Genomic DNA, 19,134 nt, shown 5'->3' on the forward strand with positions numbered 1-19,134 from the left:
TCCATGACCACCTTCTCCACCCTGTCCACGGCCCTCAGCTCGATGGTCGCGCAGCGCGCCGCCCTCGACGTCGCCGGTCAGAACGTCGCCAACGCGAACACCGTGGGCTACACCCGCCAGCGTGCGGACATCTCCTCGGTCTCCACCGTCGCGAACGCCAGCCGCTTCTCCTCCGGCCTCACTGTCGGCCAGGGGGTCAAGGTCGACAACGTGCTGCGCCTCGGCGACATCTTCGCCGACACCCGCGTCCGCACGACCACGTCGTCGGCGGCCTTCCTCGCCACGCGCGCCGAGGCGTTCGCCCGCCTCGAGTCGACCATCGACGAGCCCAGCGACTCCGGCGTGGCCGCCCAGCTCGCCGACTTCTGGGCCGCCTGGCAGGACGTCGCCAACAACCCCGGCGAGCCGGCACCGGGCCGCGTCCTGCTCGAGGCCGGGCGCGCCGCCACGACGGCCATCGCCGCCGGCTACACCGCCGTCGACACGCAGTGGTCCGACGCGCGCACGCAGACCGAGGCCTACGTCGCCCAGACCAACACCACCGCGCAGTCCGTCGCCGAGCTCAACGAGACGATCCGCTCCGTGCTCGTCTCGAACGGCAACGCCAACGAGCTGATCGACAAGCGCGACGCGCTCGCCACCGAGCTCGCCGAGCTCGTCGGCGGCAGCGTCCGGCAGCAGAGCGACGGCACCGTGACCGTGAACGTCGGCGGCAACCCCATCGTCTCGGGCTCGAAGTCCTACGGGATCCACCTGGCGGGCTCGACCACCATGTCCGGCGCGCAGACGGACCCGCCCCGGATCGTGTGGGACCGCACCACCGCCGGCACCGTGACCCTCGACGGCGGCGTGCTGGCGGGGATGGTGAGCGTGCTCGCACCCGCCGAGCTGACGTCGTCGGGCACGAACCCGTATGCCTCGACCGGCAACGGTGGGCTCCTCGCCGAGGCCGCAGCCTCCTACAACAGGCTCGCCCACGACCTCGCGTCCTCGGTGAACGGCATCCACACGACGGGCCGCACCACCGCCGGCGCGGCCGGCGGCGAGTTCTTCGCCCTGCCGGGCAACCAGCCCGCAGCGCTCGGCATCCAGGTCCAGCTCACCGACCCCGCGCAGATCGCCGCGGCCGCGGACGGGATGGGCGGCCTCGACGGCACCGTCGCCGACCAGATGTCCAAGCTCGGCACCTCGGCCACCGGGCCCGACGCCACGTGGGCCGGCTTCGTCGTCGACCTCGGTGTCCGGACGAAGTCCGCGACGCTCAGCGCCACCGTCTCCGAGCAGGCTCGGGCCACCGCGTCCTCGCTCCAGCTCTCCGGCGCGAGCGTCGACATCGACGAGGAGACGGTCAACATGCTCGCCTACCAGCGGGCCTACCAGGGTGCCGCGCGCGTCCTGACCGCCGTCGACGAGATGCTCGACACGCTCATCAACCGCACCGGAAGGGTGGGTCTGTGATGACCAGGGTCACGCACCAGATGACGCAGCGCACCGCGCTCGCGAACATCCAGACGAACCTCAAGGCCCTCAACACGCTGCAGAGCCAGGCGTCGAGCCAGAAGCGCATCGAGAAGCCGTCCGACGACCCCGCCGGCACCGCCCAGGCGCTGCGGCTGCGCTCCGAGCAGCGCGCCGTCGCCCAGTACCAGCGGAACCTCGAGGACGGCGTGAGCTGGCTCACCACGCTGGACACGGCGCTCACCACGACGTCCAGCTACCTCCGCCGCGCACGGGACCTCGTCGTCCGCGGCGCGAACGACGGCGCAATGGGGCCCGCCCAGCGCGAGGCGATCGCCACCGAGCTCGAAGGCCTGCGGGGCTCGCTGCTCAGCCAGGCGAACACCACGTACCTCGGCCGGTCGGTCTTCGCCGGGACGTCCAACGCGGGCGTCGCGTTCGACGCGGCCGACTACAGCTTCCAGGGCACCCCGGGATCCAGCGTCGAGCGGCGCGTCAGCGCCGCGGTCACCGTCCGCGTCGACGGGGACGGTGCCGCCGTCTTCGGCGAGGGCAACGACTCGGTCTTCGCCATGCTCGACGCCATCGCCGCGGACCTGCGGGCTGGCGTGAACACGAGCCCGTTCCTCACGCAGATCGACGCCCGGATCGACAAGGTGCTCACCGAGGCCTCGACCGTCGGAGCAAGGACCAACCAGATGACCGCCACCCAGGAGGCCAACGCCTCGCGCCGCCTGTCCCTGGGTAGTGACCTCGCGAGCGTCGAGGACGTGGACCTCGCCGAGACCCTCGTCAACGTCCAGGCCCAGGAGGTCGCCTACCAGGCGGCGCTCGGCGCCGCCGCCAAGGCCCTGCAGCCCACGCTCCTGGACTACCTGCGATGACCGCCCTAGCCGAACGACCGCCGACGGAGGCCTCGATGACCGCTGTGCTGATCGACCCCACGACCCAGGGCGCCGTGCCCGAGAACGCCGTGACCTTCGTCGACGCCCTCCCCGGGCTGCCGGCCGACGTCCGACACTTCCACCTCGAGCCCCTCGACACCGCGGGACACCTCTTCGCGCTGCGTTCCACGCAGACCACGACGCGCCTGTTCCTGCTCCAGCCGGGCCCCTACTTCGCCGACTACGTACCCGCGCCCTCCGCGGAGGTCATGGCGACCCTCGGGCTCGACACCGACCCGGACGCCACCGCGTTCCTCGTCGTCGTGAACCCGGGGGACGACGTCAGCGCGGCTACCGCCAACCTCGTCGCCCCGATCATCCTCAACACCCGCACCCGAGAGGCCGTGCAGACGGTCCTCGACGACGCCTGGCCCCTGCGCGCGCCCCTCGCGCACCCATGACCCCCGACGCACGACCAAGGACCTAGAGCATGAGCGCCTCAGCCATGGATGGCATCGTCGACCTGCCCACCCCGGCCCCGGTCCCGCAGTTCAGCCGCCTGCCCCTCGTCAGCTCTGACGGCCTGGTGTTCGGCTACTGCCTGACCGCGACCTACCGGCTGGCCGCGACGCGCACGGAGCGCGACCTCGTCCTCGACACGGGTTACCGGGGGCTCAACCTCCCCAGCCTGACGCACGACCGTCCGGTGCTCATCCCCGCGACCACCGGCCTGCTGGCGGGCACCGAACCGGTCCCCACCACGCGCGGCACCGTGGTCGTCACGCTCTTCCCCGACCAGCTGATCGACCCCGACCTGCCTCTCCAGCTCGTCAGCCTCCGCGCCAAAGGCATCGGGACCGCGCTCTTCGAGTACCAGGGCAGCGCCGTCCAGAACGCCCTGCTGCACCTGGTCGACTACGTCATGATCGACTACGGCCACGCGGAGATCCTGCCGGGCCACCTGGCCGACACCGCCCGCGAGGCCGGCACGCGCGTCATCGCCGAGAACGTCCAGATCACCTGCTCCGCCCAGTTCCCCGTCGGCGCCGACCTCGCGATGAGCTCGATCTTCGGCGCGCCCGAGCGCACCTCGCTGAACCCGTCCGAGCTCCTGTGCCTCGAGGCTGTGCGCCTGCTCAACGAGGACGACGTCGACACGCACCGCGTCGCCGAGGTCCTCGCCACGGACCCCGCGATGGTCGTGCGCATCCTGCGACTCGTGAACTCCTCCGCCGAGGGGCTCTCGCACCGCGTGGACTCGCTGCAGCAGGCGATCGTGCTGCTCGGTGCGACGCGCGTGTCCGGGCTCGTCATGGCCTCCCTCGTCAGCTCCACGGCGCGGTCCATGGACAACCTCTGGCTGATGCTGGCCCGCGCCGGTGCCTGCCGCGAGCTCGCCGAGAGCGAGTCCGCCTACACCCTCGGGCTGCTGTCCGCGCTCTCCTGGGAGTCGGGGATCCCCTACCGGGTGCTCGTGGAGCAGACCCGCGTCTCGCCGGAGCTCGCGTCCGCGCTCATGCTCGGCACCGGGCGCCTCGGCCGCGTGCTCACGGCCGTCGTCGCGCACGAGCAGAACGACCAGCCCGCGCTGTTCTCGACCGGGATCGACCCCGAGCGTGTCGCCCTCGCCTCGCTCGTGGCGATCCCGTGGGCGCTGTCGACCGTGCTGACCGCGGTGAGCGCCTCGCGCTGAGACCCGCATCTGCGGAAAGTCACCCCACCGCTACTCTCAACCCGGCAGGTTCCCCTGCCGATACCCGTCCGACAAGTCTTGTCGGCCTCGTGCTCGCCCGAGCGCGGCCCCCCTTGTGAGAGAGAAGAACCATGCGCACGAAGTTCCTCAGCGCCCTGACGGCCCTCGCCCTGGCCGGCGTCGGCCTGGCTGCCCCTGCCGCCGCCGCCCCCGCCCCGACCGCGATCGCGACCGTCAGCTACGCCGGCGCCGTCTCGACCGTCTCTGCCAAGGCGGTCGCGACCACCTACGGCAAGGGCGCCAAGCTCATCGTCTCCGTCAAGGCCGACGGCCTCGCCGCGAAGAACGTCACCGGCAAGGTCACGTTCTCGGTGCGCGGCTTCGCGCAGACCAAGTCCGTCAAGAACGGCATCGCGCGCTTCAACCTGCCGCGCCTGGGCGCCGGCACGTACGCCGTGAACGTCTCCTACGCGGGGAACGCCTCGATCAAGGCGTCCAGCACGACCGTCCGCTACACGGTCGGCAAGGCCAAGTCGAAGATCAAGTCGAAGGTCGTCGTCAAGCGCGGAGCCAAGGCCCGCGTCGCCGTCAACCTGAACAACTCGAGCGCGACCGGCAAGGTCACGGTCAAGATCTCCAAGAAGGGCAAGTACTCCGTCACGCGCACCGTCACCCTCAAGAAGGGCAAGGGCGTCGTGACGCTGCCCGCGACGAAGGCCAAGGGCAAGTACTCGGTCAAGATCGTCTACAAGGGCTCGTCCAACGTCCAGGGCTCGACCGTCAAGACGAAGGTCACCGTCAAGTGATCTGACGCCACACACCGCACGAGAAGAGCGCCCGCCCCGGGATCGGGGCGGGCGCTCTTTCCGTCTCCGGCGACTACGAGCAGGCGGACGGCGCTGTCACCGTTGAGCTCGGGCGCGCGCCGGGGGTGCTGCGCACGATCGGGTCTCCGGTCAGGCCGGCACCGGCGGTCATGTCGACCTCGAGCGTGGTCTCCTGGCCGGGGGCGAGCACCGTCTCCAGGTAGATCGCCTGCAGACCCCCGTGCAGGCGCGCGGGCCACTCCTCGGCGGGGACGGCGACGCCGTCTCGCCGCACTCCGGTGACGATCCCGCCCGCAGGCGCGTAGAGGAGCACGTTGGTGCGCACGGCTCCGTCGTCATACAGATCGCCCAGCACGTACGCGGGGAGCCCGACACCGCCGTCGGGTGCGTGTGACGCGAGCCGGAGAGTCGTCGTGAGCTGCTGCCCGGCGTCGCAGCTGCGGCTCGCCACGGCGATCGTCTGGTCCAGGTAGTAGGTCATCTTGGACGCCGTGGCGTCGTTCAGGTAGACGCCGACGACGGGAGCCTCGGCCCGAGCGCCCACGAGCTCACCCGAGAGCACCGTGCCCTGGAGCTCGGCCTGCTCGTCCTCGTCCCTGGACCAGAGCAGCAGCCGGTCCTCTCGTGCGGCACGTTCGAGCGCGCGGAGCACCCCTTGCGCGGGTACGTCCCCACCGGTCAGCTTGCCGAAGACCTCCCCCGCTGCGGCCGCGAAGAACGCGTCTTGCTGCTCGGGCTCTGCGATCGCGAAGTACACCTGGTTCAGGAGCAGCTCGGCAGCGTTCTCGCCGGACACCTCGGTTCCAGCGACGTCCACCGGTCCAGTCGCGTCAAGCAGGTATCCCAGGGCGACGGGATCCGTGGCGAGCACGCCATCGACCCGGGTCCCGTCGCTGCGCTGCCACATCTCCCCGACGATCTCGGCCGCGCGCGGGAAGTGGGGGGTGAAGGTCGCGTTCTGGGGGAACATGCCCAGCAGCGGGCCGAGGAGATCTCCCTCATCCTCGGTGATGGGCAGCACCGGGTCGTCGAAGCTCCCGATCGAGCCGGCATCACCCTGGCCGGTGATCTCGATCAGTCCGTCCGTGACCGTGAGCTCGACGAAGGCGCCAGGGATGCCTCCGAGCGAGCGCGCTTCCGCGTTGTTCTGCGTGACCAAGAGGTAGGTACGCGGCTCGTGCAGGCCGAGCATGGTGGGCATCACGCGCAGCGCCTTCGCTGCCGTGACCGTCTGGGCGTTCACTTCGGCGAGCGCGTCGGACAGCTCGGCGACGGGGCCACGGAGCTCCTCGATCAGCTCGTCCTGCTCGATCCTGGCGAGAACCGCTACTGCGTCGCGCAGGGCGGCCTCGCCGTCCTGCACGGCTGGGCTCGCTGCCGCGATCGCGCGCACGTCGATGCGCCCGTCGCGGATCAGCCCGTCGTCCCCGAGGACTGTGACGGCGTCCAGAAAGCCCGGGAGCGCTCCCTCGGTCAGCTGGGCCACGACCGTCGAGAGCGTGCGCACTGCGGCGACGTCGTCGCCGTACGCAGGCAGACGGGTCGCTGCGCCCAGGAGCGGGTTGCCGGCGGCGCTGGCGGCAGCCGCGGCGTGGTCCTGCGCGCCGGGCAGGAGCGTACGGGCGGCGTCGATGTCACCGGCGGTGGTGAGCTCTCTGATCTCCGTGATGTCGTCCGCTGCCGCCAGGAGATGATCCCGGACGCGGACGACGTCGATCGCGACCCAGGCGCCGAGGGCGCCGACGACGAGCACGACGACAGCGAGAGCAAAGAGTCGTCGCCGACGACGAGGGCGGCGACGCGAGGCCTCGGTCACCTACCGCTGCTGCTCGGAGGCGTCGCTCGGCGGCTCGGGCTCTGATCGCTCCACGACGTCGACGAGAAGCTCGTCGACGTGGTGCGACGGCGCGGGCCAGTCACTCGGGTGCGCCTCGACGTCCGTCTCGGAGTGCGCTCCGCAGCCGTGGTCGTAGGCGACCACGCGCCCGTCGTCCGGGGACCACGGGTTGGTGCACACGCCGAAGAGCTGTCCGAGGCTGCCCTGGAGAGGTACGAGGAACCCGCAGGTCTGGCAGTCGGCTGCGGACGCCAGTGCGCTCGGCGCCTTGGGGCCGGCCGCGCCGTCGTACCAACGTTGCGCGGCGTCGGCGATGCCGTCCTGCGAGAGGACCCGTGCGCGTGCGAGCGCGAGCTCATCGATCGCGACACGGTCCGTCTCCTCGTCACCCGACGGCGCGTAGCCCGGCTCGAGACGAGGATCGTCTGCCTTGAACGGGAGGACATCCGTCGGGCCGAGATCGCCGGGGCGAAGCCGCTCGGACCAGGGCAACCACTCAGGCGCGAGGATCGCTCCGTCGCCGGGGAGGAGCGCCACCTCGCACACGGTCGCGGTGCGCCCGCGGGGGACCCGGGCGACCGTGACCGTCCAGTGCCAGCCCCGGTAGCCGCCCAGGTTCGCGGCGAAGTGGTGCGCCACGAGGCGCTCGCTCTCGACGACGGAGCCGAGGTGCTCGCCGACGTCGGCCGCGCGTTCGGCCGCTTCGACGGCAGCGGAGCGCGCGAGGTCCACGGCTCCGGCGAGCACAGGGTCGGCGCCCTTGGCGCGGGAGGGTCGAGCGGAGGTGGCTGCTGCCATGGAGTTCAGGCCTCGAGGTTGTCGGCGACGGCTCGCAGGAGGGACGCGTACTTCGCCCCCGCTGCCTTCTCAGGGTACCGGCCGCGACGCAGGTCGTTGCCGACCTTGTCCAGCACCTTGATGAGGTCCTCGACGATGATCGCCATGTCGTCGGCGGGCTTGCGCGCCACCTTCGCCACGGATGGCGCTGGGTCCAGCAGCTTCACCGACAACGCCTGCGGGCCGCGGCGGCCGTCCGCTACGCCGAAGTCCACCTTCGCGCCCGGCTTGGGCGCCACGCCCTCGGGGAGTGCCGAGGCATGCAGGAAGACCTCGTCGCCCTCGTCGCTGGCGATGAACCCGAAGCCTCGCTCGGTGTCGAACCACTTCACTTTGCCGGTGGGCACTGGGAACCTCTTGCTGGTCGTGTGTCGCAGTGGCGCGGTCCGCGCTACTGCCGCGTGCTGTGTCCGATGGACCGCGTGCGCTGTCGCCCGATCCTACAGAGTGCGCCGCTCGTCCTCGAAGCGCTGCTGGGCATGCCCCGTCAGTACGCTCCTTCGCCGAAGAGCACGACCCTGACCGTGCGAAGAAGGATGACAAAGTCGCCGAACGGCGTCCAGTTTTCGGCGTATTGCACGTCCATCCGGACACTCTGTTCAGGCGTGAGCGTCGAGCGGCCCGATACCTGCCACAGGCCGGTCAGCCCGGGCTTCACCAGGAGCCTACGGAACGCCCGGCGATCGTAGAGGGCGACCTCTTGGTCGATCTGCGGCCGCGGCCCGACGAGACTCATCTCGCCCCGCAGGACGTTGAACAGCTGCGGCAGCTCGTCGAGCGAGTACTTGCGCAGCACACGGCCCACACGGGTCACGCGCATGTCGTTCTTGGGCTTGTAGAAGAGAGTCATCTCCTCGACCCCCTCAGCGGCGAGGGCCTCCTCGAGCCGCTCGTGGGCGTCAGCGACCATCGATCGGAACTTGATCATCGCGAACGGTTTGCCGCCTCGACCGATCCGATGCTGAACATAGAACACCGGACCAGGGCCGCTGAGCTTCACGAGAATCGCTATGGCGAGCAGCAGCGGGCTGATCGCGATGGTGATCGCGAGCGCCACGAGCCAGTCGACCGTGGACTTGGCTGCGTACTTCGGTCCGCTGAACCGCGGCTCGTCGACGTAGGTGAGCGGCAGTCCGTTGACCGGAGACGTGACGAGGCGCGGGCCAGCGATGTCACGGAGGGGCATGGTGATGGCGAGGTCGCGACCGGAGCCTTCGAGATCCCATCCGAGCTGACGAATCTTCTCGCCGGTCATGTGGTCGGAGCCGATCACCGAGACCACGTCGACCTGCCACTGCTCGGCCGTCGCCGCGATGTCGTCGAAGGTTCCCAGGATCGGCACCCCATCGATCTCATCTCCGCTCACCTCGGCGGCGGGTATGCACGCGCCGATCACACCGAAGCCCGGGTTCGGGTTGCTCCGCAGCTCGTCCACCATCGCGACCACCTTGCCGCGGTGGCCGACAACGAGGACCCGCGCCTGGAAGTGGCCGTCGGCCCGCTGGCCGTGCAACCACTGTCGCCACAGAAAACGCTCGACCAGGAGCAGGACGAGCCCCACCGGGAACGCGATCGCGAGGAACCCGCGGCCGATCTCCAGCTTGAAGAGGTACGCGCCCACGGCGACGCTCGCGAACACGCGCCAGGTGGCCGACCAGACCTTGTGGTACTCCTGCGGTCCGATTCCCACGACGCGCCGGTCCAGCGCGCGCCGGCTCCAGAGCGTGAGCACCCATCCCGCCGCCAGCGCGATCGCGACGGCCGCGTAGCTCGGCGAGAACTCACCGCTGACGCTGGTCACGCCTTCAGAGTCGACCCGGATGAAATAGGCGAGGTAGACCGACGTGGCGATGGCGACGACATCGCTGACGCCGACACGCACGAGGTAGCCGCGCATGCCGCTCCAGGGACGTTGGCCTCCGGTCAAGGTCGCGTCGAGCGACCGGTCCAAGTCCGTCATGTCAGCAGTCCCCGCGTCATCGTGCTTCCCCTGGATTCCGGTCGGAACCGGAGCCAAACTTCCCATTTGCTCGTTCGAGGGTAACCGCCCTTCTCGCGCGAGGTGGGTGACCATCCGAGCCCGAACGGCAAGGCGGGCATGTGAGAATGGACGAGTCTGCCCACTGCCCCTGGACGAGGACTACGTAGACTCGTCACGGCGAGGCACGGCCAGCCGCCCGCTCACTGCCGCACCACTCTCGAGGAGATCGACCCGATGGAACTCCAGGATTACGTTGCAATCCTGCGGAAGCGATGGGTGTCGATCCTCCTGATCACCCTGGCGTGCGTGGGGGCAGCCGTCGGGGCGACGATGCTGATGACCCCCACGTACGAGGCACGGGCTCAGGTCTACGTATCCGTGCGCACCGGAGGGACGACGTCCGACCTGGTCCAGGGCTCAAACTTCACCCAGAACCAGGTGAAGTCCTACACCGACCTCGTCACCAGTCCCCGCGTGCTCCAGCCGGTCATCGACGAGTTCTCGCTGCCCGTCACCTCCGACGAGCTCGCGGAGTCCGTCAGCGCGAGCTCACCGCTCGGCACCGCGCTCATCAACATCTCCGTGAGCGACCCGGACGCGCGTGCGGCGAGCGACATCGCGAACGCCGTCGCCGACAGTCTGGCGACGGAGGTCACCGCACTTGAGAAGCCCGTCGGTGAAGTGTCTCCCGTGCAGGTCTCGACGACCCGCGGCGCGACGCCTCCCGAGGACCCTGCGAGCCCCAGCCTCAAGCTCAACCTGGCCCTGGGCCTCCTGGTGGGCCTTGCTGCGGGCCTTGGCTACGCGGTCCTGCGCCACGTCCTCGACACCAAGGTCCGCACGGACGCCGACATCGCCCAGGTGACGGACGCCTCGGTGATCGGCACCATCGCCTACGACAACGACGCTCCCGAGCACCCGCTGATCGTCCAGACCGACCCGCACAGCCTGCGCGCCGAGGCGTTCCGCCGGCTGCGCACCAACCTGCAGTTCCTCGACGTCGAGGACCGCTCGAACGTCACGGTGATCACCTCCTCCGTCCCCGGTGAGGGCAAGACGACGACGTCGATCAACCTGGCGGCGACGGTGGCCGACGCCGGCCAGCGCGTCCTGCTGATCGACGCAGACATGCGCCGCCCCTCCGTCGCGAAGTACATGGGCATCGAGGGTCACGTCGGCCTGACCACCGTGCTGATCGGCCGCGCCACGATGGAGGACGTCGTCCAGCCGTTCGGGGCTGGTTCGCTCGACGTCCTGGCCGCAGGGCAGACGCCCCCGAATCCGAGCGAGCTGCTCGGCTCAGGCGCCATGGGCGAGCTCCTCGAGCGCGCGTCGGCCGCGTACGACGTCGTCATCATCGACACGCCACCACTCCTGCCCGTCACGGACGCCACCATTCTGGCTCGTCGCACGGGCGGGGCGATCGTCGTCGTCGGCGCCGAGAGGATCCAGCGCGCACAGCTCGCGGAGTCCTTGAGCTCCCTCGAGACCGCCGGCGCCCGCGCACTGGGCGTCGTGCTCAACCGCGCCAAGCGCACCAAGTCCGACTCCTACAGCTACTACGACTACCGGTCAGACCTCGCGCCGTCCGCCAAGTCGAACAAGACGCGCACCAAGCCGGCCAAGGCTCGCCGCTCAACGCCGGCAGAGCCGTCGTTCGTCCCGCCCGCGCCCGCGACCGCTCCCCGGCACGTCCCATCCCGCTCGCAGCAGCGCGGGGCCGCACGCCCCTCCTGGCCACCGCTCCAGTAGGCGGGTGAGCCGGGGGGCCAGCGCCGCCCGCCGCGGGTGAACTCTCGTCCAGAGCGCGGTACCAGGGGTGAACACCCTGGTCGGTCGCCTGCGGCCCGGCTAGTGTGACCGCGTGCTCGCACCTGGGAGCGCCCGTCCCGCAAGGAGCCCTCTGTGAACGCGCCCTTCACCGTCCTCGCCGTCTGCACGGGGAACATCTGCCGGTCCCCCGCGGTCGAGCGGCTCTTCGCTGCGCACTTCCGGCACGACCCGAGCGTGCACTTCGCCAGCGCGGGGACGGGCGCCCTGGTCAGCAACGGCATCGAGCCGGGCATGCAGCGCATCCTGCAGGCGCGCGGGGTCCCCACCGAGGGGTTCGCGGCGCGGCAGCTCACCGAGGAGACCATCCGCTCGGCCCAGCTGATCCTCGCGCTGACCGTCGCCCACCGCGGCGAGATCGTCGAGATGTACCCAGGGGCAGTCCGGCGGGTGTTCACCGTGCGTGAGCTCGCTCGTCTGATCGACGCGCTGCCGCACGGCGCGCTGCCCGCGGGGAGCGCAGCCGACCGGTTCGCCGCACTGATCCCGCTCGCGGCACGGCAGCGTGGGATGCGGGTGATCGCGGAGGAGGAGTTCGACGTCGTCGACCCCTACCGCGGCGACGACGCCTTGTTCGAGGAGTCCTACCGCCAGATCCAGCCCGCGGTGGACCGCATCGCCCGCTACGTGCGCGGCTGACGAGCCGTTCCGGCGCCCGCGCGCCGCGCTCGGCGATCGGCGCGTAAAATCGTGCGGATGCCTACCTTCAGCGAGCACGTGCGCGGACTGTCCGACTCCGCGCTCACCGCCCTGCTGCTGGCGCGTCCCGACCTCACCTTCCCGGCGCCGACGTCCCTCGCGTCGCTGACCGCGCGCGCGACCAACCGGTCCAGCCTGGAACGGGCGCTCACGCGGCTCGACGCCTTCACGCTCCAGGTCCTCGAGGCCGTCGTCGCCCTCGACCCGGTCGAGCCGATCACTCGCACGCGCCTCGCCCGCGCGCTGCCCGGAGCCCCCAAGGCCGCGCTCGGCGACGTCGTCGACCGGCTGACCACTCGCGGCCTGGTCTGGGGCGCGCGTCACCTGCACCCCGCCCCCGGCCTCCCGGAGCTGCTCGGGCCCTACCCCGCGGGCCTCGGCCCCGTCACCGGCCAGGCCGCCGACCTCGACGCCCTCACCGACGCCCCGGCGGGCAGCCGCGAGATCCTCGACGCCCTCGCCTGGGGCCCGCCCGTGGGCCGCGAGCCGGCCAGCCCGGGTGCCGCACCCGCGGTCGACGCCCTGGTCGACCGCGGCCTGCTCCAGCGCGCGGACGGCCACCTGCTGCTCCTCCCGCGCGAGGTCGGGCTCGCCCTGCGCGGCGGCCGCACCCACCGCGCGGCCGTGCACGCCCCGCCCGCGATCACCTCGGAGCCCGTCCCCGTGGAGCACGTCGATGCGGCGTCCCTGACGGCAGCCGACGACGCCGTCCACCACGTCCACGAGCTCGTCGTGGCGTGGCGCGCGGAGCCACCCGCCGCCCTGCGCGCCGGTGGGCTCGGCGTCCGGGACCTGCGCCGCTTCGCCACCCGCCTCGACGTCCCCGAGGACACCGCCGGGCTCGTCCTGGAGATCGCCGCCGCCGCGGGGTTGGTCACCGACGACGGCGGCGCCGTCGCCCGGTACGCGCCGACGCTCCTCGCCGAGGAGTGGCTCACCCAGGACCTCCCGGAGCGCTGGGCTGCGCTCGTGCGCGCCTGGTGGACCACGGCCCGCACCCCGTGGCTGATCGGCACCCGCGATGCCCGCGGTTCCGCCATCGCGCCGCTCGGCCCGGACCTGCAGCGGCCGTGGGTGGCTCCGCTGCGCGCCGCCGTGCTCGGGGTGCTCACGGACCACCCGGGCAGGTCCGCGAGCGCCGACGCCGTCCTCGATGTGCTCGAGTGGCGCACCCCGCGTGCCGTCCCGCCCCGGCACGCGATCGAGCAGCTGCTCGCCGAGGCCCAGGTGCTGGGAGTCACGGCGCACGGGGCGATCAGCACGGCCGGCGCGGCCCTGGTGCGAGGCGAGGACCCGGCGTCGGCCCTGGCCCAGGTGCTGCCGCCCGCGGTGGACGACCTGCTGCTGCAGAGCGACCTCACCGGCATCGTGCCCGGGCGCCCCACCCGGGAGCTCGCCGCGCTCCTCGACGTCGCCGCGGTGCTCGAGTCGCGCGGCGGCGCCCTGACCGTGCGCTTCACGGACGCCTCGGTGACCGGCGCGCTCGAGGCCGGCCTCGACGGCGACGCCCTGCTCGCCCGGCTCGCCCACCACTCGCGCACCGGCGTCCCCCAGCCGCTCGAGTACCTCGTGCGCGACGCGATGCGCCGCTACGGCCGCCTGCGCGTGGGCGAGGCCCTCAGCTACGTCCGCTCCGACGACCCGGCACTGCTCGCCGGCCTCGCGACCAACCCGCGGCTGCGCGCCCTCGGGCTGCGCGAGCTCGCCCCGACGGTCCTCGTCGCGAGCGCCCCGGCCGACGAGCTCGGGCCCGCCCTGCGCGCCCTCGGGCTCGTGCCGGTGTCCGACGGCGCCCAGGGCACCGTGGTCCGCCAGGGCACCGGCACGCCGTCGCCCGACGACGGCGCCCGGCCCGTCGCCGTCCCCTCGGCCCGCGGTGGCGCCGGCCGCCCCGGCCAGGGGCGCGCCGCGCACGACCTCGCCGGCCCCGTGCTGCCCGAGCCCGCCGACGTCCGCCGTGAGCGCGTCGCCGCCCTGGTGGCGCGCCTGCGCTCGGCCGCGCCGGCGCCGTCGGACGCCCCGGGGCGCCGTGCGGCGGAGCCGGGAACATCGGAACCGAGCGACGCGTTGACCCGACTGCGCGAGGCGATCGACGCCGGACGGGACGTCGTGCTGCACGTGATCGACGCCTCCGGCAGGCCCGACCGGCGCACCGTGCGGCCCCTGCATCTCGACGCCGGACGCCTGCGGGCCCGCGACGTCGCCCGCGAGGCCGAGCTCACCGTCGCCGTGCACCGCGTCGCGCGCGTCGACGTCGTCGGCGCTGCTGACCCACCCAAGGAGCCCCATGACTGACGGACCGCTGATCGTCCAGAGCGACAAGACGCTCCTGCTCGAGGTCGACCACGACCTCGCGGACGCCTGCCGCCGCGCGATCGCGCCGTTCGCCGAGCTCGAGCGTGCCCCCGAGCACGTGCACACCTACCGGCTCACCCCGCTGGGCCTGTGGAACGCACGGGCCGCCGGGCACGACGCCGAGCAGATCGTGTCCGTGCTGCTCGAGTACTCGCGCTACCCCGTGCCGCACAACCTGCTCGTCGACGTCGCCGAGACCATGGCGCGCTACGGCCGCCTCCAGCTCGTCACGCACCCCGCGCACGGCCTGACCCTGCACGCCACCGACCGTGCCGTGCTCGCCGAGGTGCGCCGGTCCAAGAAGACTTCGGGCATGCTCGGGGCGATGATCGACGACGACACCGTCGTCGTGCACCCCTCCGAGCGCGGGCACCTCAAGCAGGCGCTGCTCAAGCTCGGCTGGCCCGCCGAGGACCTCGCGGGGTACGTCGACGGCGAGAAGCACGCGATCGACCTCTCCCCCACCGACCCCGCCCGCGGCGACAAGCCGTGGGGCATGCGGCCCTACCAGGCCCAGGCGGTGGACGGGTTCTGGCACGGGGGCAGCGGCGTCGTCGTGCTGCCCTGCGGGGCGGGCAAGACGATCGTCGGGGCCGCAGCGATGGCGCGCTCGGGCACCACGACGCTGATCCTCGTGACGAACACCGTCTCCGCGCGGCAGTGGCGCGACGAGCTGCTGCGGCGCACCTCGCTCACGGACGAGGAGATCGGCGAGTACTCGGGCGCCCGCAAGGAGATCCGCCCCGTCACCATCGCCACCTACCAGGTCATGACCACCCGGCGGAAGGGCGCGTACACGCACCTCGAGCTGCTCGATGCCCGCGACTGGGGCCTGGTCATCTACGACGAGGTGCACCTGCTGCCCGCGCCGATCTTCCGCATGACCGCAGACCTGCAGGCGCGGCGCCGGCTCGGGCTCACCGCGACGCTCGTGCGCGAGGACGGGCGCGAGGACGAGGTGTTCTCGCTCATCGGCCCCAAGCGGTTCGACGCGCCGTGGAAGGACATCGAGTCGCAGGGGTACATCGCGCCCGCGGAGTGCGTCGAGGTGCGGCTCACGCTGCCCGACCGCGACCGCATGGTCTACGCGACGGCCGAGCCCGAGGAGAAGTACCGGCTCGCGGCGTCGGCGGCGGGAAAGGTGCGCACGGTCGAGCGGCTCGTCGCGCAGCACCCGGACGACCAGGTGCTGATCATCGGGCAGTACCTCGACCAGCTCGAGGAGCTCGGCAACCACCTCGACGCGCCCGTCATCACCGGCGCGACGAGCGTCAAGGAGCGCCAGCGGCTGTTCGAGGAGTTCCGCACGGGCCAGCTCAAGGTGCTGGTGGTGAGCAAGGTCGCGAACTTCTCGATCGACCTGCCCGAGGCGTCGGTCGCGATCCAGGTCAGCGGGTCGTTCGGGTCGCGCCAGGAGGAGGCCCAGCGCCTGGGGCGGATCATGCGCCCCAAGGCAGACGGGCGGACCGCGCACTTCTACACCGTGGTCGCGCGGGACACGGTCGATCAGGAGTTCGCCGCCCACCGCCAGCGCTTCCTCGCCGAGCAGGGCTACGCCTACACGATCACGGACGCGGAAGACCTCCCGACGTCCTGAACCGTCGCTGAGTGCGTGATTTTGGCGGTCCTGGTCGTCGGAATGACCGCCAAAACCACGCACTCACGCGATCGTTAGGGCCACAGAGTCCGATCCTCGACGGACTCCGTTGCGGGCGGCGGCTCGGACGACGATGATCGACGGGTGACGTCCCCCGTTCGACTGCTGCCATCCTTCCTGCTCACCGCTGCGCTCGGCGTCGCCGTCGCGGCGCCAGCCGTCGCGTCGCCCGCCACGCCCGCGCTGGCAGAGCACGGGCCGACGACGGCGCTCGCCGCCACGCAGCACGGCCCCCTCGGGGCTGGGTTGGCCTTCCAGCGGCTCGACGACGACCTGACCGACGACGCCGGCGTGCTCTCCGCGAGCGACACCGAGGAGATCGCCGCCGCGCAGGCCACCCTCGAGGACGGCACGCCGTACCAGCTGTGGGTCGTGTTCACCGAGGACATGAACGGTGGCGACGCCACCGCGTGGGCCGTGCAGACCGCGACCGACTCCCAGCTCGGCACGGACGACCTGCTGCTCGCCGTCGACGTCGAGGACCGTGCGTACTCGCTCGCCGCGAGCGACGACTCCGGCCTGAGCGAGGGCCAGCTCCAGTCGATCCGCTCCGACGTCGAGGACCAGCTGGGCTCCGACGACTGGGTCGGCGCCGTGGTCGCCGCGACCGAGGGGATCGCGTCCGCGGAGTCGGGCACGGCCGTCGACGGCGGGGACGGCGCAGGGGGCGGCGGCTTCCCGCTCGGGTTCGTCATCTTCCTTGTGATCGCCGGCGGCATCACGCTCGCGATCTGGGCGTCGTCGCGCAAGAACAGGCGCGCACAGGCCGCCGCCGCCCCCACGCCCGAGGGCCTCGCCGCCCTGTCCACCGCGGACCTGAACAAGCGCGCGGGCGCCGCGCTCGTCGCGATCGACGACGCCGTGAAGACCTCCGAGGAGGAGCTCGCCTTCGCCCAGGCCCAGTTCGGCCTGCAGGCCACCGACGACTTCACCGCCACCCTCGCGGCGGCCAAGCAGGACGTGCACCGCGCGTTCTCGCTGCGCCAGGAGCTCGACGACGAGATCCCCGAGACCGAGCCGCAGCAGCGCACCATGCTGATCGAGATCATCGAGCGGTGCGCGCACGCGTCGGACCAGCTCGACGCCCAGACCTCCGCCTTCGAGGAGCTGCGGGGCATGCAGGCCCGCGCGCCCCAGCTGGCCGACGAGCTCATGCAGCGCATCGGCGAGGTCCGTGCCCGCCTCACCCCCGCGCACGAGACTCTCGCGCACCTGCACACCCTGTACCCCCAGAGCGCTCTGGCGTCCGTCGCGCAGAACCCGGACCAGGCGGCGCAGCTGCTGTCCGGCGCCGAGGAGGTCGTCGCCTCCGCGCGGCAGAGCATCGAGTCCGGCGACCGTGCCACCGCCGTCGTGCGCCTGCGCGCGGCGCAGCACGCGGTGCAGCAGGCCGCCGAGGTCCTCGACGCGGTCGACTCCGCCGGCGCGGACCTCGCCGCCGCCGGGCCCAAGCTCGAGGCCGCGCTCGTGTCCATCAGCTCCGACGTGTCCGACGCCGCACGCCTGGCCCCGTCCGACGGCGGCGTCACCATCGCGGTCGAGGACGCGCGCCGCGCGATCGAGCAGGGCCGTACGGCCCGGTCCGGCGGGGACCCGCTCGCCGCCCTGGCCGCGCTCACCAGCGCGGAGGCCACCCTCGACGGGACGCTCGCGCCCTACCGCGAGCATGCCGAGCAGGCGATGCGCGCCGACGCCCTGCTCGCCGACGTCATGGGTCGCGTCGACTCCCAGATCCGCGCGACCGAGCAGTTCATCGCGACCCGCCGCGGCGCCGTCGGCCCCGAGGCCCGCACCCGCATCACCGAGGCGCGCCGCTACCTCAACGCTGCCGCCGAGCAGCGCCGCGAAGACCCGGTCACCGCGCTCGCGTCCGCGCAGCAGGCCGAGCGCCTCGCGGGCCACGCCCAGCACATCGCCCGCTCCGAGGTCGAGCAGTGGAACAACCGCGGCGGCGGGTTCGGCGGCGGTGGCGGGGGCGGCATGAACGTCGGCGGGATGATCCTCGGCGGCATCCTCATCGACTCGATCCTGGGCGGCGGCCGCGGGGGTGGCGGCGGCTTCGGCGGCGGGTTCGGCGGGGGCGGCGGCTTCGGAGGAGGCGGCGGCGGGTTCGGCGGCGGGGGCGGCGGCTTCAGCGGCGGCGGAGGCCGGTTCTGAGCCTCCCGGCGGCACCACCCGGCACGCAGACCCGCGCGCACGAGCCACCTCGGGCGCACGACCACAAGTTTTGACCATCGAACCAGCAGGACCGACGAAAGGGAGATCCGATGACTGCCAAGCAGAGCATCTTCGGCCGCGTTGCCACCCTCGCCAAGGCCAACATCAACGCGATGCTGGACCGGGCCGAGGATCCGCAGAAGATGATCGACCAGCTGATCCGCGACTACACGAACAACATCGCGGAGGCCGAGGAGGCCGTGGCGCAGACCATCGGGAACCTGCGCCTCGCTGAGCAGGACTACCGCGAGGACCTCGCGGCGGCCGAGGACTGGGGCAACAAGGCGCTCGCCGCCTCGTCGCGCGCCGACCAGATGCGCGCGGCCGGTGACGCCGCTGGCGCCGACAAGTTCGACAACCTCGCCAAGGTCGCGCTCAGCAAGCAGATCTCCGCGGAGTCCGAGGCCAAGCAGGCCGAGCCCACCATCGCCTCGCAGACCGAGGTCGTCGAGAAGCTCAAGACCGGCCTGACCTCGATGAAGAGCAAGCTGGGCGACCTGCGCTCGCGTCGGGACCAGCTCGTGGCCCGCGCGAAGTCCGCCGAGGCGCAGGCGAGCGTCCAGGGCGCGATCTCCTCGATCAACGTCCTCGACCCGTCGAGCGAGCTGTCGCGCTTCGAGGACAAGGTCCGCCGCGAGGAGGCGCGCGTCGCCGGCCACGCCGAGATCGCGGCGTCGTCGCTCGACGCACAGTTCGAGGAGCTCGAGGCCGACGCCGGCCAGATCGAGATCGAGGCGCGCCTGGCCGCGCTCAAGCAGCGCGCGATCAGCGGCCAGACGACGGCGGCCCAGATCGAGTCCCCGAACGCCTGACCCCTCGCACCACCCAGCAGCTCGACGTTGAGTGGATGAAGATGGTG

At 72.0% G+C, this 19,134-nt stretch carries 15 protein-coding genes; 11 read left to right on the top strand and 4 right to left on the bottom strand.

Features of this window, described 5'->3' with window-relative positions; genetic code table 11:
• Positions 1 to 3 precede the first annotated feature (3 nt).
• The 5 genes from flgK (at position 4) to BMZ30_RS09420 (ending at position 4,841) form a co-directional block, all read left to right on the top strand.
• Positions 4 to 1,458, top strand: coding sequence for a flagellar hook-associated protein FlgK (gene flgK, locus BMZ30_RS09400; RefSeq protein WP_093377833.1), 1,455 nt, complete (start codon positions 4 to 6; stop codon positions 1,456 to 1,458).
• Entirely contained in the window at positions 1,458 to 2,342 is an 885-nt protein-coding gene (gene flgL / locus BMZ30_RS09405; RefSeq protein ID WP_308430771.1) for a flagellar hook-associated protein FlgL, read from the top strand. Before flgK ends, flgL begins: the two co-directional genes overlap by 1 nt.
• A 35-nt stretch (positions 2,343 to 2,377) precedes the next feature.
• Positions 2,378 to 2,803 carry a flagellar assembly protein FliW gene (fliW, locus tag BMZ30_RS09410; protein WP_177191338.1) on the top strand — a complete coding sequence of 142 codons (426 nt, stop codon included), beginning with the start codon at positions 2,378 to 2,380 and terminating at the stop codon, positions 2,801 to 2,803.
• A 29-nt stretch (positions 2,804 to 2,832) separates the two neighbouring features.
• On the top strand, positions 2,833 to 4,035 hold the full coding sequence (locus tag BMZ30_RS09415) for an EAL and HDOD domain-containing protein (RefSeq protein ID WP_093377841.1): 1,203 nt from the start codon (positions 2,833 to 2,835) through the stop codon (positions 4,033 to 4,035).
• A gap of 131 nt (positions 4,036 to 4,166) precedes the next feature.
• Positions 4,167 to 4,841, top strand: a complete 675-nt coding sequence (locus tag BMZ30_RS09420) for an Ig-like domain-containing protein (RefSeq protein WP_093377843.1) — start codon at positions 4,167 to 4,169, stop codon at positions 4,839 to 4,841.
• Between the two features lie 73 nt (positions 4,842 to 4,914).
• Here BMZ30_RS09420 and BMZ30_RS09425 read toward each other — a convergent pair whose 3' ends face one another.
• The 4 genes from BMZ30_RS09425 to BMZ30_RS09440 all read right to left on the bottom strand — a co-directional run bounded on the left by BMZ30_RS09425 (position 4,915) and on the right by BMZ30_RS09440 (position 9,487).
• Entirely contained in the window at positions 4,915 to 6,678 is a 1,764-nt protein-coding gene (locus tag BMZ30_RS09425; RefSeq protein WP_143073172.1) for a DUF4012 domain-containing protein, read from the bottom strand.
• Positions 6,679 to 7,497 carry a DUF3027 domain-containing protein gene (locus BMZ30_RS09430; RefSeq protein WP_093377848.1) on the bottom strand — a complete coding sequence of 273 codons (819 nt, stop codon included), beginning with the start codon at positions 7,495 to 7,497 and terminating at the stop codon, positions 6,679 to 6,681. It abuts the gene before it with no gap.
• A 5-nt stretch (positions 7,498 to 7,502) separates the two neighbouring features.
• Positions 7,503 to 7,883: a cold-shock protein gene (locus BMZ30_RS09435; RefSeq protein WP_093377851.1), complete on the bottom strand. Its 381-nt coding sequence runs from the start codon at positions 7,881 to 7,883 to the stop codon at positions 7,503 to 7,505.
• 140 nt (positions 7,884 to 8,023) lie between these two features.
• Entirely contained in the window at positions 8,024 to 9,487 is a 1,464-nt protein-coding gene (locus tag BMZ30_RS09440) for a sugar transferase (protein ID WP_177191339.1), read from the bottom strand.
• 264 nt (positions 9,488 to 9,751) lie between these two features.
• Between BMZ30_RS09440 and BMZ30_RS09445 the strand changes: the two genes are divergently transcribed.
• The 6 genes from BMZ30_RS09445 (at position 9,752) to BMZ30_RS09470 (ending at position 19,087) form a co-directional block, all read left to right on the top strand.
• A complete protein-coding gene (locus BMZ30_RS09445; protein WP_093377856.1) occupies positions 9,752 to 11,269 on the top strand; it encodes a tyrosine-protein kinase domain-containing protein in 1,518 nt (505 codons plus the stop codon).
• 153 nt (positions 11,270 to 11,422) lie between these two features.
• On the top strand, positions 11,423 to 11,986 hold the full coding sequence (locus BMZ30_RS09450; RefSeq protein WP_093377858.1) for an arsenate reductase/protein-tyrosine-phosphatase family protein: 564 nt from the start codon (positions 11,423 to 11,425) through the stop codon (positions 11,984 to 11,986).
• Between the two features lie 57 nt (positions 11,987 to 12,043).
• Positions 12,044 to 14,341: a helicase-associated domain-containing protein gene (locus tag BMZ30_RS09455; RefSeq protein WP_093377861.1), complete on the top strand. Its 2,298-nt coding sequence runs from the start codon at positions 12,044 to 12,046 to the stop codon at positions 14,339 to 14,341.
• On the top strand, positions 14,334 to 15,998 hold the full coding sequence (locus BMZ30_RS09460; RefSeq protein ID WP_093377863.1) for a DNA repair helicase XPB: 1,665 nt from the start codon (positions 14,334 to 14,336) through the stop codon (positions 15,996 to 15,998). The genes BMZ30_RS09455 and BMZ30_RS09460 overlap by 8 nt, the downstream gene beginning before the upstream one ends.
• A 144-nt stretch (positions 15,999 to 16,142) precedes the next feature.
• The gene (locus BMZ30_RS09465) at positions 16,143 to 18,215 is read left to right on the top strand and encodes a TPM domain-containing protein (RefSeq protein WP_093377866.1); all 2,073 of its coding nucleotides are present in this window, start codon (positions 16,143 to 16,145) and stop codon (positions 18,213 to 18,215) included.
• A gap of 110 nt (positions 18,216 to 18,325) precedes the next feature.
• Entirely contained in the window at positions 18,326 to 19,087 is a 762-nt protein-coding gene (locus BMZ30_RS09470) for a PspA/IM30 family protein (RefSeq protein ID WP_093377868.1), read from the top strand.
• The last annotated feature ends 47 nt before the right edge of the window (positions 19,088 to 19,134 follow it).

Source organism: Flavimobilis marinus (assembly GCF_900113055.1).
GTDB classification, from domain to species: Bacteria; Actinomycetota; Actinomycetes; order Actinomycetales; family Cellulomonadaceae; genus Flavimobilis; species Flavimobilis marinus.